This window comes from Enterococcus sp. CR-Ec1 (assembly GCF_002850555.1).
Taxonomy (GTDB): domain Bacteria; phylum Bacillota; class Bacilli; order Lactobacillales; family Enterococcaceae; genus Enterococcus_D; species Enterococcus_D entomosocium.
Map to the genome: position 1 here is coordinate 727,458 of NZ_CP025223.1, position 14,635 is coordinate 742,092.

11 protein-coding genes and 1 other annotated feature are annotated in these 14,635 nt (G+C 43.9%); of the genes, 10 read left to right on the forward strand and 1 reads right to left on the reverse strand.

What is annotated here, in order from left to right; translation table 11 throughout:
- Positions 1–69 precede the first annotated feature (69 nt).
- Entirely contained in the window at positions 70–1,419 is a 1,350-nt protein-coding gene (locus CXM95_RS03470) for an aspartate kinase (protein WP_016611695.1), read from the reverse strand.
- 358 nt (positions 1,420–1,777) lie between these two features.
- On the opposite strand from CXM95_RS03470, the gene ezrA reads away from it, so the two are divergent.
- The 10 genes from ezrA (at position 1,778) to CXM95_RS03525 (ending at position 14,535) form a co-directional block, all read left to right on the forward strand.
- Entirely contained in the window at positions 1,778–3,499 is a 1,722-nt protein-coding gene (gene ezrA / locus CXM95_RS03475) for a septation ring formation regulator EzrA (RefSeq protein ID WP_016611694.1), read from the forward strand.
- 186 nt (positions 3,500–3,685) lie between these two features.
- The gene (locus CXM95_RS03480) at positions 3,686–4,828 is read left to right on the forward strand and encodes a cysteine desulfurase family protein (protein WP_034872411.1); all 1,143 of its coding nucleotides are present in this window, start codon (positions 3,686–3,688) and stop codon (positions 4,826–4,828) included.
- Positions 4,829–4,875: 47 nt separating this feature from the next.
- A complete protein-coding gene (thiI, locus tag CXM95_RS03485; protein ID WP_101698850.1) occupies positions 4,876–6,084 on the forward strand; it encodes a tRNA uracil 4-sulfurtransferase ThiI in 1,209 nt (402 codons plus the stop codon).
- Between the two features lie 153 nt (positions 6,085–6,237).
- Positions 6,238–6,891 (forward strand): redox-sensing transcriptional repressor Rex, encoded by a 654-nt coding sequence (locus CXM95_RS03490; protein WP_016620881.1) that lies wholly within the window; start codon positions 6,238–6,240, stop codon positions 6,889–6,891.
- 65 nt (positions 6,892–6,956) lie between these two features.
- Entirely contained in the window at positions 6,957–7,448 is a 492-nt protein-coding gene (tpx, locus tag CXM95_RS03495) for a thiol peroxidase (RefSeq protein WP_016620880.1), read from the forward strand.
- Positions 7,449–7,505: 57 nt separating this feature from the next.
- Positions 7,506–7,740 (forward strand) — a binding site (T-box leader).
- A gap of 844 nt (positions 7,741–8,584) precedes the next feature.
- Positions 8,585–11,230, forward strand: coding sequence for a valine--tRNA ligase (locus CXM95_RS03505; RefSeq protein ID WP_034878770.1), 2,646 nt, complete (start codon positions 8,585–8,587; stop codon positions 11,228–11,230).
- 148 nt (positions 11,231–11,378) lie between these two features.
- Positions 11,379–12,692, forward strand: coding sequence for a bifunctional folylpolyglutamate synthase/dihydrofolate synthase (locus CXM95_RS03510; RefSeq protein ID WP_086299148.1), 1,314 nt, complete (start codon positions 11,379–11,381; stop codon positions 12,690–12,692).
- The gene (locus CXM95_RS03515; protein WP_008377039.1) at positions 12,685–13,359 is read left to right on the forward strand and encodes an HAD family hydrolase; all 675 of its coding nucleotides are present in this window, start codon (positions 12,685–12,687) and stop codon (positions 13,357–13,359) included. Before CXM95_RS03510 ends, CXM95_RS03515 begins: the two co-directional genes overlap by 8 nt.
- Positions 13,360–13,441: 82 nt before the next feature.
- Positions 13,442–14,134: a RadC family protein gene (gene radC, locus CXM95_RS03520; RefSeq protein ID WP_008377042.1), complete on the forward strand. Its 693-nt coding sequence runs from the start codon at positions 13,442–13,444 to the stop codon at positions 14,132–14,134.
- Between the two features lie 200 nt (positions 14,135–14,334).
- Positions 14,335–14,535 carry a cold-shock protein gene (locus CXM95_RS03525; RefSeq protein WP_005225155.1) on the forward strand — a complete coding sequence of 67 codons (201 nt, stop codon included), beginning with the start codon at positions 14,335–14,337 and terminating at the stop codon, positions 14,533–14,535.
- Positions 14,536–14,635 lie beyond the last annotated feature (100 nt).

A 14,635-nucleotide genomic window follows, 5' to 3' on the forward strand; every position in this document is an offset into this window, starting at 1 on the left:
AAGAAACGTGCCAGTTGCCCGTTCCGATTGCTTATCAGCAAAAGGAGTGGTGCAACTGGCACGTTTGGTTTAATCAAAGAAAGTGTAGTAAAGGGTTCTGACAGCGGCTTTTTCTTGTTCTTTGTGGATGCCGAACATGATGCTGACCTCAGAGGACCCTTGGTTGATCATCTCTAAGTTGATATTTTTCCGCGCAAGGGCAGCGGTACTGTCGGCAGTGATCCCGACCCGCTGACGCATCCCTTCACCAACGACGACGACCATGGATAGATCGTGGGTCATTCGCAGTTCATCGGGATCGATCTCGTAGGCGATCTTGCGCAGCAGTTCTTCTTCCAATACTGGATTCAACTGGTTGGAGCGCATAATGATCGAGATATCATCGATTCCTGAAGGCATGTGTTCATAATTTAAATCAAATTCCCGGAAAATCTCTAAGACCCGTAACGTGAACCCAACTTCGCGGTTCATCAAGTATTTGCGGATATAGATCATACAAAAGCCTTCGTCACTGGCAACGCCGATCACCGGCTGATCCAAATTGTCTCTTTGGTTGGTGATCAAGGTGCCGGGATGACTTGGGTTATTGGTGTTTTTGATCACCACGGGAATTTTCGCATGGTATGAAGGCATCAACGCCTCATCGTGCAACACAGTAAAGCCGGCATAAGACAGCTCCCGCATTTCTCGGTAAGTCACTTCTTTGATGGACTCTGGATGATGAACGTAGCCTGGATGAGCAGAAAAAATCCCATCGACATCGGTAAAGTTTTCGTACAATTCTACTTGCAGACCAGCCGCCACGATGGCACCAGAAATATCAGATCCCCCTCGAGAGAAGGTACAGATTTCGCCGGCTTCTGTGTAACCAAAGAAGCCAGGAATCACTAAGATTTCAGGACTATCACGCCATTGTGCGATCTTAGCGTACGATTTGTTCAAGATACGGGCGTTTTGGGGTTCATCCGTCACTAACAACCCAAGTTCTTGCGGATTCATGTAGCGAGCAGCTAACCCACGGCTTTGTAAAATCCCAGCGATCAATTTGGCATTGTTGTCTTCGCCGCTTGCCAAGACCGTGTCATAAAGATGCGGATTGTCTTGGGTAGGCAACGTTTGAAAAGCCGCCAATGATTGCCAGATGCGGTCTAAATGGACTTGTTCGATACCAAAGGGGGCGGCGATCGCTGTATAGCGCGCATAGATTTCTTCTATTAAATCAGTAATTTCTTCTTGGGCAGACAGACGGGTACAGACTGCTAGTAACAGATCGGTGACTTTCTGATCGTCGCTGGAACGCTTACCAGGCGCTGAGACAACAACAAACCGTCTTTTAGGATCACTTTCAATTATCGCAACAACTTTTTCGACTTGTTCGGCTGAGGCAAGGGAACTGCCTCCGAATTTCGCTACTTTCATTTGACATTACTCCTGTTCAAGCTTTTTACTAGAGTACAGTTTCAATAGGGAGAAATCAAGCGGTTTCTTGAAAAAAATCGGAAAAATCAGAAAAAAAGTCACTTGTTGATGTAAATTTCACGATTTGTTTTCATTATCGATGGAAAAGCCGTGAATGATTTTATTCGATGCGAAAAAAGTCGATCTTTTTTGCCTCAATCTAATGCTTGATTTTTTTCTTTATGCTATAATCTAGCGTAGATGCTTTTTTATAAAGGGACTGTCTGTCCTTTTTATACTCAATGAACTTATCAATCAATCTGCTGATCAGCAGATTTTAGACGAAACATGTATATTTGAAAATTGGAGGAACCACAAAATGGGAACTAATATCATCTTTGGAATTGTCATTGCCATCATCATCATCGCAGCGGTCTTGTATGCAATTGGCTTTTTCATGCGGAAGAAAAACCAAGAAAAGCTAAATGACTTGGAAAAACGCAAAGAAAATCTGTTTGACTTACCGGTGATCGAAGAAGTCGATGAAGTAAAAAGAATGCACTTGGTTGGTCAAAGTCAAAACACCTTCCGTGAGTGGAACCAACAATGGACAGATATCTCCACAAAATCTTTTGCTGAACTTGAGAGTCAAATCTTTGAAGTGGAAGAACTAAACGAACGCATCCGCTTTTTCAAAGCAAAAGGGGCGATCGTTCAAGCGGAAGCGACCATGGATGAGATGGAACGCCAAGTAGAAGAGATTCGCGCCGGCTTGAAAGAATTACGAGAAAGTGAAGAACGAAATTCACTGGAAGTCCAAAAAGCGTTGGACGTTTACGAAGACTTGAAGAAGAAGCTACGGGATCAAGGCGAAGAATTCGGTCCTGCTTACAATGAGCTGCAAAAACAAATCAAAAACATTGAAATTGAGTTCACCCAATTTGTTACCTTAAATACTTCAGGCGATCCTGTGGAAGCACGGGAAGTGTTAGACCAAGCAGAAAAACACACCTATGAAGTAGAAGACTTAATGAAACGGATCCCAGCGGCCTACGAAGAATTAAACCGTACCTTCCCAGATCAGTTGAAAGAAATCCAAGATGGCTACAAAAAATTATTAGAACAAAAATATGTGTTCCCAGAAGCAAACTTCCAAGAAGAAATCAACCGTGTGAAAAAACGAGTTGAAAACTCCATGAACGATCTAGCGAAAACAGAAGTCGCTTCCGTTGAAGTGGCAAGTCGTGATACTGCAAGTGATATCGATGCCTTGTATACGGTGATGGAACGTGAGATCAATGCCAAGAAATATGTCATGAAAAATCGCCAAATCATTGAAGACTATATTGACCACGCAACGAAGAACAACCGTCAGTTGTTGATCGAGTTGGATCATACGGCACAAAGCTATACATTGAATCATAATGAGTTAGGTCGCGTCCGTGGTTTCCAAACGGAAGTCGACGAATTGGCTCGTCGCAATAACGAGTACCTACCACAATTAGAAAAGCACGAAATTCCTTATTCAGAAGTGCAAAGCTTCTACAAAGATGCCTACAAGATTTTGGATGATGTGGAAAGCCAGCAAGTCGAAATCGATGATTCCCTTGCGGAATTACGTCGTGGCGAAAAAGTTGCACAAGAAAAAGTGGAAAGCTTCGAATTCCGTCTACGCAACTTGAAGCGGTTTGTTGAGAAGCAACGCTTACCTGGTTTGCCAGGTGAGTACTTAGAATTCTTCTTCGTGGCAACAGATCGGGTGGAAGAACTAGGCAAAGAATTGAACAAGATTCGCATCAACATGCAAGAAATCAATAAATTGGTTTCTGTCTGTGAAGAAGATCTTGATCTTTTAGATGAACAAACGAAAGACTTGGTGGATGCTGCGGCATTGACTGAGCAAATGATGCAATATGCCAACCGTTATCGTCATTCTCATCCAGATATCAAGGCAGCGATCGACAAATCACTTTACTTGTTCAGTAAAGAATATCGCTATCAAGATGCGCTAGATGAAATCGGCACAGCGTTGGAACGAGTAGAACCAGGTGCCTTCAAAAGGATCGAAAACTTCTACTTCAATAACCGCGACTTAGTATAATACGAAAGCCAGCAGTGAAAAACTGACTGGCTTTTTTCATGGAAAGAATGGCTCGCTGCATGATTAACGCTTACGAAGGAAGGGAAAGTTTCCTTTAAATAAAGCCAAAGCCAGCGAGTCACCTTGAAACTCAGCCCAAGAGCAGTTATAATGGGAAAGAATTTTTTTAGAGAAAGGGTCCTATCATTGATCTATTTTGACAACAGTGCAACAACCGCTATTTATCCACAAGCTTTAAATACATATGTCCAAGTCAGTCAGCGAATCATCGGCAATCCCTCAAGCTTGCATGATTTAGGAAATCAAGCCAATCGCCTGCTACAGCAATCACGTCAGCAGATCGCCGATCTGTTAAACGTTTCTTCCAAAGAGATCGCATTTACCAGTGGGGGGACCGAAGGAGACAACTGGGTCATCAAAGGGACTGCTTTAGCGAAAAAAGCCTATGGGAATCACCTGATTATTTCCAGTATTGAACACCCTGCCGTCAGTGAAACAGCGGCTCAATTAGCCGAATTAGGATTTGAGGTCAGTGTGGTCCCTGTTGATGCTCAAGGCTTTGTCAACGTGTCAGAATTAGCAAACATGATTCGCAAAGAAACGATTTTGGTTTCGGTGATGGCGGTCAATAATGAGGTAGGATCGATTCAACCGATCCATGAGATCGCAACCGTGTTGGCGGACTACCCAACGATCCATTTCCATGTAGATGCCGTCCAAGCCATCACAAAGGTCCCGCAAGAGCAATGGTTCAATGAGCGAGTCGATTTTGCCGTGTTCTCTGCACATAAATTTCACGGACCTCGTGGCGCCGGCTTTATCTATTGGAAACAAGGCCGTAAGTTGGCGCCATTGATGACTGGCGGTGGGCAAGAGCAAAACCAGCGCAGCGGTACCGAAAATGTACCAGCAATCGTTGCCATGGCAAAAGCCCTGCGTTTAGCGACGGAACACAAGGCTGAAAAGCCGAACCATGTTCAATTATTAAAAGGCTATTTGCAAGAAGCACTGGCTGGCTATGAGAAAGTCACGCTTTTTTCTGGCACTGAAGGGTTTGCGCCACATATACTTTGTTTCTCATTAAAAGGGATCAGAGGAGAAGTCTTAGTCCATGCCTTTGAAGAAAAGCAGATCTATCTTTCGACGACGAGCGCTTGTTCCTCTCGTAAAAAGATGGCCAGCAGTACGCTTCATGCGATGCACGTTCCGGAACAGTTAGCGACATCCGCTGTTCGTATCAGTTTAGATGAGAGCAATACAATGGCAGAAGTCGAGCAGTTTCTAATCGTCTTCCACCAGTTGTACCAAAAATTTTCGAAAATCAATTAAGCACGACATAGCACTATAAAATCAATCCAAATCAAAGGAGTTTTCTCGTGAATTATTCAGAAATCATGGTTCGTTACGGCGAACTGTCAACAAAGGGCAAAAATCGTCGTAGTTTTATTATGCAATTAGCTTCAAACGTCAAACGTACCTTAGCCGATTATCCCCATGTCAAAGTTCATGCCGAGCGAGATCGCATGCACTTGCTATTGAACGGTGAAAACAGCCAAGAGATCATTCCTAAGCTGCAAAAAGTCTTTGGGATTCAAAACTTTTCCCCTAGTATTCGGGTTGAAAAAGACATTGAGTTATTAAAGAAAGCCGTTCAAGACGTTATGGCAGAGATCTACACCGGTGTTGAGACCTTCAAAATCACAGCTAAGCGCAGCGATCACTCGTTTGTGCAAGATAGCAACCAGTTGAATTTGACCTTAGGTAATGCGGTGATCGACCGTTTTCCTGATATCAAAGTCCAAATGAAAAAACCAGACATCAATCTGCGGGTGGAAATACGGGTCGATGGCGCCTATCTGTCCTATGAAACGATCCAAGGAGCAGCCGGCTTACCCGTTGGCACCAGCGGTAAGGGAATGTTGATGCTTTCTGGTGGTATCGATTCGCCAGTTGCAGGCTACTTTGCCATGAAACGCGGTGTTGAGATCGAAGCAGTCCATTTTGCAAGTCCTCCTTATACGAGTGAACAAGCATTACAAAAAGCCAAAGATTTAACGAAGAAGCTTGCTCCTTATGTGGGAAGCATCCAATTTATCGAAGTTCCGTTTACGGAAATCCAAGAAGAAATCAAAAACCGTGTGCCGCAAGGCTATTGGATGACCATCACCCGTCGGATGATGCTGCGTTTGACAGATGCGATTCGTGAGGCTCGTCACGGTTTGATCATCTTAAACGGCGAATCATTAGGACAAGTCGCTTCACAAACTTTGCATAGTATGGTCGCCATCAATGAAGTAACCAATACGCCGATCGTGCGCCCAGTGGCAACGATGGATAAATTGGAGATCATTGAAGTTGCCGAAGCCATTGATACCTTTGAATTGTCGGTTCAGCCGTTTGAGGATTGCTGCACAATCTTTGCACCTCCTCAACCAAAGACGCGCCCAAGACTGGATAAGGTACACCAATATGAAGAGCGTCTCGATATCGAAGGGATGATGGAACGGGCGATGGCTGGGTTGAAACTGGAAGTAATCACGGCAAATCAAGAAAAAGCAGCAACTGAATTCGCTGAATTCTTATAATAAACTCTCTTTTTTAAACTACGACCACAACTGTTAGGGAACATTTGTGGTCGTTTTTCATCGTATGAGAGAGTTTGTGAATATTTTCTTGCTATTGAAAATGGAACATGCTACACTCAATATGTGAATCATTTAACAAGGAGGGTGGACAGGATGGAAGCATTAAGAGATAAAAAACTTCCGAAAGCAACGGCAAAACGTTTGCCAGCTTATTTACGACATTTAAAATTACTGGATGCCTCTGGTGTTCAGCGAATCAAATCAAAAGAGTTTGCAGAAATCACGCAAGTTCCTTCAGCCACGATCCGCCGAGATTTTTCTCATTTAGGAGAATTAGGCAGAAGTGGGTATGGCTATGATGTTCCTTATTTGATTGAGGTTTTGAGCTATATTTTAGAAACCAATGAGGAGAAAAAAATCGCCTTGATTGGTTATGGAAATTTAGGAAAAGCGTTAGCTAACAACAATTTTCGCAGAAATGAAAATCTTTCCGTCATCGCGGTTTTTGACAATGATCCAGAAATAATTGGCCAGACCATTAGTGGACGTTATGTTTATGGAATGGACCAATTGGCGGAAGTCGTAGCAGAAAAAGGAATCACCGTAGCGATTTCGACCGTTCCTAGCCGTTATTCACAAATGGCGATCGATGCGATCGTAGATGCTGGGATCACAGCAATTTTAAATTTTGCCCCTGATCCCGTCATCGTGCCAAAAGACGTCAATATCCAATACATTGATTTGACGACAGAATTGCAAACATTGATTTTTTTTGATACGACCTACTCGCAAAAATCGAAAGTCTGAGCAAATCCTTTTCGTTTTTTGACAATCTTTCTTATACTGGGAGAAAATGCTATAGGAGAGATGTTATGCAAGTTACACGCAAAGAAACGGTTTATGAGATGCCCGGCAACCAACCAAAAGTAGGGGATAAAGCAGCTGATTTTCGCTTGAAAAGTTTAGAGGACAAGGAATATACACTGACTGATTTTTTAGGAAAACCAACGATCATCAGCGTTGTTCCCGATATCGTGACACGTGTCTGTGCGTTGCAGACCAAGCGTTTCAACCAAGAAGCAAGTCAATTGGATGATATAAATTTTGTAACGATCTCTAACAATACAAAAGAAGAACAAGCACAATGGTGCGGCCAAGAAGGCGTCGACATGATCATGTTTCATGATCCAGCGAATACCTTCGGTGAGGCCTATCAAATCATGATCCCAGACTTCGGTCATTTTGCCCGAGCAATTTTCGTTTTAGACCGTGAAGGCGTGATTCAACACGTTGAGATCGTACCTGAGATCTCCCACGAACCAGATTATCAAGCAGCCATCGATGCAGCGAAAGCAAACCTCTGATTGACTTTCAAAAAAGTTCATTGTAGAATGTAGCAAGATGAAACAAGAATCTATGATGGCAAGACAATGTTCAAGAGGAGTATCAGTGACCCTGGCGGTCAGAGAGAAGTCGGTCGGTGCAAGACTTCCCCAGACACTGAAAAGGTAGCTTGAAGGTCTTTGATCCGAACCACGGTTTGTTTCTTGCAGACAAATCCGCACAGTAAGATCAAGCGCGTCGTGAACGTTACCTCACGTCAAAGTGGCAGAGCAATCTGCAATTTAGGTGGTACCGCGTATCAGCGCCCTAATGCCTCGGCATTAGGGCGCTTTTTGCTGTGAATCACTGCGACTGGCCCACAAAGTGGGACAGAGCAGATGATGAACAGTACTAGGCGACCAAAGGGAGCGTAGTAACCATACTAGGAATCACTGCGACTGGCCCACAAAGTGGGACAGAGCAGATGATGAACAGTACTAGGCGACCAAAGGGAGCGTAGTAACCATACTAGGAATCACTGCGACTGGCCCACAAAGTGGGACAGAGCAGATGATGAACAGTACTAGGCGACCAAAGGGAGCGTAGTAACCATACTAGGAATCACTGCGACTGGCCCACAAAGTGGGACAGAGCAGATGATGAACAGTACTAGGCGACCAAAGGGAGCGTAGTAACCATACTAGGAATCACTATGACTGGCCCACAAAGAGGGACAGAGCAGATGATGAACAGTACTAGGCGACCAAAGGGAGCGTAGTAACCATACTAGGAATCACTATGATTGGCGCACAAAGTGGGGCAGAGCAGATGATGAACAGTACTAGGCGACCGTAGGGAGCGTAGTAACTATACTAGGAATCACTATGACTGGCGCACAAAGAGGGACAGAGCAGATGATGAACAGTACGCGAAGTCAACAAAATTGGTTCACGAAGCGAGCCAGATCGCTTGCCAAAAGCCCTAAGACACAATAGAGGATCACGGAAGTGAGCCATGACCTCTGTAAGCAATTTTTTTTACCAACAATAAACAGCTGTTAATTACCACTGCACTCATCCTGAACGATTCAAACATTTTCGCGCTTTACCCAGCAACAGGCACCAAAAAACCACACCAACCATTACGTTTAAAAAACGTAACTTTAGGAGGACCAACTATGACAGAAACTGAGAATCTATCCACCAAGTACAATCCCCAAGAAGTAGAAGCCGGGCGTTACCAAGATTGGTTAGAGCATGACCGTTTTAAACCAAGCGGCAACAAAGAAGCAAAACCTTATTCTATCGTGATTCCACCACCAAACGTAACAGGAAAATTGCACTTAGGTCATGCCTGGGATACCACGTTACAAGACATCATCATTCGTCAAAAACGGATGCAAGGGTATGACACCTTATGGCTGCCAGGAATGGACCATGCCGGGATCGCTACCCAAGCCAAAGTAGAAGAAAAGCTGCGGGAACAAGGAATTTCTCGCTATGACCTTGGTCGGGAAAAATTTGTTGAACAAGTATGGGATTGGAAAGAAGAATATGCCGGTCACATTCGGGAACAATGGGCGAAACTAGGCTTATCCCTAGACTATAGCCGTGAACGGTTCACATTAGATGATGGATTATCCGAAGCGGTTCGTAAAGTTTTCGTGACGCTATATGAAAAAGGCTTGATCTATCGTGGCGAGTACATCATCAACTGGGATCCACAAGCCCGCACGGCATTATCTGATATTGAAGTGATCCACAAAGACATCGAAGGTGCTTTTTACCACATGTCTTACGAATTAGCAGATGGCAGCGGTGTGGTGGAGATCGCAACGACTCGCCCAGAAACGATGTTGGGGGATACAGCAGTCGCGGTTCATCCAGAAGATGAACGCTATCAAGCATTGATTGGTAAGAAAGTGATCTTGCCTTTGGTCAATAAAGAGATCCCAATCATCGCTGATGAGTACGTGGACCAAGAATTTGGAACAGGGGTCGTAAAAATCACTCCTGCCCATGACCCGAATGACTTCGAGGTCGGTAACCGCCATGACCTACCACGGGTCAATGTCATGAATGATGACGGAACAATGAATGACTTAGCAGGTACCTATGCAAGCATGGATCGTTTTGCTGCTCGCAAGCAAATCGTGAAAGATTTAGAAGCGTTAGGTCGTCTGATCAAAATCGAAAAAATGGTCCATAGCGTAGGTCACTCAGAACGGACAGGGGTAGTAGTCGAACCTCGTTTATCGACACAATGGTTCGTAAAAATGGAACCATTAGCAAAACAAGCCATCGACAACCAAGAAACCGACGATGCGGTGGACTTTTATCCGCCACGTTTCAACCAAACATTCTTACGTTGGATGGAAAATGTCCATGACTGGGTTATCTCTCGTCAGTTGTGGTGGGGCCATCAAATCCCAGCTTGGTACCACAAAGAAACGGGGGAAATGTATGTAGGACTTGAAGCGCCAGCAAATGCCGAAAATTGGCAGCAAGATCCAGACGTATTGGATACATGGTTTAGTTCTGCTTTATGGCCGTTTTCAACGATGGGGTGGCCAGATGAAAACAATGAAGATTTCCAACGCTACTTCCCAACGAATACATTAGTGACTGGCTATGACATTATCGCATTTTGGGTAAGCCGTATGATTTTCCAAAGCTTGGAATTTACTGGCAAACGACCATTTGAAAATGTCTTGATCCACGGATTGATCCGTGATGAACAAGGTCGCAAAATGAGTAAGTCTCTTGGAAACGGGATCGATCCGATGGAAGTCATTGAACAATACGGCGCTGATGCATTGCGTTGGTTCTTATCAAATGGCTCTGCACCGGGACAAGACGTGCGTTTCAGCTATGAGAAAATGGATGCTGCTTGGAACTTCATCAATAAAATTTGGAATGCTTCCCGTTTTGTCTTGATGAATGTCAGCGAAATGACTGAAGAAGACATTGATTTTTCTGGTGAAAAATCAGTGGCGGATCGTTGGATCTTGACGCGCTTGAATGAAACGATTGAAAAAGTCACTGATCTTTTTGAACGCTTCGAATTTGGTGAAGCAGGTCGTCAATTATACAACTTTATCTGGGATGATTTCTGTGACTGGTACATTGAAATGTCGAAAGAAACGTTATACGGTGACAATGAAGCAGCGAAACAAGTTAACAAGAGCATCTTAGTCCATGTTCTTGATCAAATTTTACGCTTGTTGCACCCAATCATGCCATTTGTTACAGAAGAAATCTGGAGCAAGCTGCCGCATACAGGGGAATCATTAGTCGTTGCTGAGTATCCACAAGTGGCTCCAGAATGGACGGATGAAAAAGCGGCGCAAGGGATGGAAGTGTTGAAAGAATTGATTCGTTCGGTTCGAAACATCCGAGCAGAAGTAAATACACCACTTTCGAAACCAATCACTTTGCTGATCCAAGCAAATGAGCCTGAGATCGAAGAATTCTTGATTGCTAACAAAAACTATATCGAACGCTTCTGTAATCCAGAAGAACTAGAAATCTCTAACAGCTTGCAAGCCCCTGAATTGGCGATGTCTGCCATCCTATCAGGTGCGACGATCTACTTGCCACTAGCTGGGTTGATCAACATTGAAGAAGAAATCGCGCGTTTGGAGAAAGAACTAGCGAAGTTCACCCAAGAAGTTCAACGGGTACAAGGCAAACTGGCGAATGAACGCTTCGTTGCCAATGCACCAGAGGAAGTCGTGGCACAAGAACGCAGCAAAGAAGCTGATTATCTTGAAAAACAAAAAGCCGTTCAAGAACGGATCGAACAATTACGCACAATCCAATAGGATGAGCACATCATACGCAAACAAGCATCTTTCGGAGATGCTTGTTTTTGCTTATTCAATAGAAACAGGGCGAACAATTTTCTCGTTTAAAGGAAAGAAATTGGGAAAGCCGTTCATTTTTTGTTAAAATAGGAGCGAGGTGAGCGAGATGACAAGCGAAGAAGCAACAGCGTGGATCCATTCGCGTTTGACATTTGGGCAAAGACCTGGATTGATGCGTGTCGAAGCATTATTAAAACGGATGGGTAATCCTGAAAAAAAGGTGACCATGATCCATATCGCCGGTACGAATGGCAAAGGATCGACCGTCAGTTATTTGCGCAGTCTTTTAGAAGAAGCTGGGCAGCAAGTGGGGACCTTTACTTCCCCACACATTGAAGCGTTCAATGAACGAATTGAAATCAACGGACAATTTATATCAGATGAGGACTTGGTCGCTTGGGTGGAAAAAATCCAGCCGCTGGTTGCTGAAATTGATCGCGATGAAATGTTGACGGGCATTACCCAGTTCGAGATCATTACCGCTATGGCATTAGGCTATTTTGAAGAAAAAAAGGTCGATGTTGCGATTATTGAAGTTGGCTTAGGGGGACTCTTAGATAGTACCAACGTTATTTCTCCTATTTTGACCGCTATCACGACGATCGGCATGGATCACATGGATGTCTTAGGGGATACCATTGAAGCGATCGCTGCCCATAAGGCAGGGATCATCAAGCCGCAAACACCCCTTGTTACTGGCAATATCGTTGAAAGTGCGCTTTCGGTGATCGATTTGAAAGCTACAGAAGCACAGGCACCCGCTTATCATGCAGGGCAAGAGTACCGTGTGACCTATCGTCGTCCCGATGAAGAATGGGGCGAATTATTTGATTTTGAAAATGAGCATGGCAAAATCAAAGGCTTGAAAACACCGATGTTAGGCCGCCATCAACCAGAAAATGCCGGTGTTGCGATCCAATTATACAGCCTGTATTGCGACCTGCGGCAACTGCCCTTTTCAGCCAAAGAGATTCGCAATGGCTTGCGAAAAGCCTATTGGCCCGCCCGGATGGAACGAATCAGTAGTGAGCCACTAGTGATTATCGATGGTGCCCATAACGTACACGCCATGGCTCGTTTAGTAGATACGATGAAAGAAGAGTTCAGCGACTATCGCATCCATGTACTGTTTTCAGCGCTTGAAACCAAAAACGTCAATGAGATGCTTCAGCAATTGCTATCGATTCCCCAAGCCGAGATTTATTTAACGACCTTCGATTTTCCCAAAGCACTGCATTTGGCAGACGGCTATCAGGAACTTGATGAAAAACGAATCTCAACCGTTTCTTTATGGCAGTTTGGCTTGGCAGAATTATTAGAAAAAATGACCAATGAAGATTTGCTGCTGGTGACAGGATCCTTGTATTTTGTTTCAGAAGTTCGTGAATTGTTGTTGGCAATAGGAGGAAGAAATGGCTAAGTTACGTGGTGTGATTTTCGATATGGACGGCTTGATTTTTGACACGGAGTTGCTTTATTACCAAGCGACTCAAATCGTGGCTGATCAAATGGGTATTCCCTATACAAAAGAGTTATACCTAGCCTATGTAGGTGTTTCGGATGAAGAAGTCTGGGCAGCTTATCATGAGAGATTCGATGAAGCCTTTGGTCATCAGATGATTGAAGAATTTATTCAAGCGGCTTTTCAGCAAACGTTGGAAATGTTCCAACGGGGCGAGGCTGAATTGAAGCCAGGGATCCACGAGTTATTGCATTATCTTGATGAGAAAAAGATTCCTCGAGTGTTGGCCTCTAGCAACCAGCGCAAAGTGATCGACACCTTGCTGGAAGCAGCAGGCTTAACGGCGGAATTTCCTAAGATCGTCTGCTTTGATGATGTCACACGGGCAAAACCAGATCCTGAGATTTTTGAAAAAGCTCATGCATTACTGGCGGTACCAAAAGAAGAATTGGTGATCCTTGAGGATTCGGCTAACGGTATTCATGCTGCTCATGGGGCAGGGATCTCAGTCATTATGATTCCCGATTTGATCGCGCCGACGACCATCATTGAAGAAAAAGTCTTGAAAGTCTTGCCTTCACTAGAGGATGTCCCAGATTTTCTAGAAACGGCTTTTTCGATTTAACTGTGATTTTTTGCGCATCTTATTCATGAAATACTCTCTCCTTTGCGTATCTTTTATTAGACCGACGCAAAGGAGTTTTTTTATGATCAATGAAACAGAGATTCCCCAAAGCTCGTTTCCACGAGAGCGCTTAGTGCAATATGGGGTTGATGCCCTTTCGAACCAAGAACTGTTGGCAATTTTGTTGCGGACTGGCTCACGGCCCCTAAATGTCTTGGAATTAGCGGCTAGTGTCTTGAATCGTTTTGAAGAATTGTATGAATTAAAAGAAGCGACAATCGATGAATTACAAGAAATTCGCGGCGTCGGACAAATCAAAGCCATCGAGATCAAAGCGATGATTGAATTAGGTGTGCGGATCCAGCGGTCTGTTCAACCAAAGTACGGCAAGATCAACTCCAGTATGGCGATCGCTCATCAGCTGATCCAAGAATTAAAAGACTTTCGTCAGGAGCACTTGCTAGGGATTTATTTGAATACCAAAAATGAGATCATTCAAAAAAAGACGATCTTCATCGGATCGTTGAATCAGTCGATCGCTCACCCACGGGAGATTTTTCATTGGGCGGTACGCTACAGTGCCGCACGAGTGATTGTCGTTCACAACCACCCAAGTGGAAGTCCTCAAGCCTCAGAGGCAGATCTGCTGTTTACACGCCGCTTGATCAAGTGCGGAGACTTGATGGGGATCGAACTACTGGATCATTTAATTATTGGCGACAATGCCTATGTTAGTTTGCGAGAAGAAGGCCTCTGGCATCAAGAAATTTGCTGACACAACGGCTAATTTGCGAACATTATTAAAAATAAAGGTGAATTGTCTAATCGTCTGTCTTGCAAAAAAATACGGGCAAGTGTAAAATATTATTGTAATTTTGTTTGCTGAATAGATGTTGAAACGCACGTTAGGCCTCTATCGCACAAAGGCAATGTTACACATAATTAAGTGCTTATGCACGAGGAGGTTTTTTTATAATGGAACAAGGTACAGTAAAATGGTTCAATGCTGAAAAAGGGTTTGGTTTTATCTCTCGCGAAGACGGTACAGACGTATTTGTACACTTTTCAGCGATCCAAGGTGAAGGATTCAAAACTTTAGAAGAAGGTCAAGCAGTAACTTTCGACGTGGAAGATTCTGATCGTGGACCTCAAGCAGTTAACGTAAACAAAGCGTAAGCTTTCAAACAAACTGCCAGTAAGAGCACTTTGAAATCAAAAACCCAAAAGACCATCGATTCGATGGTCTTTTTTTTGCTTTTTATAACGGAAAGGAAAA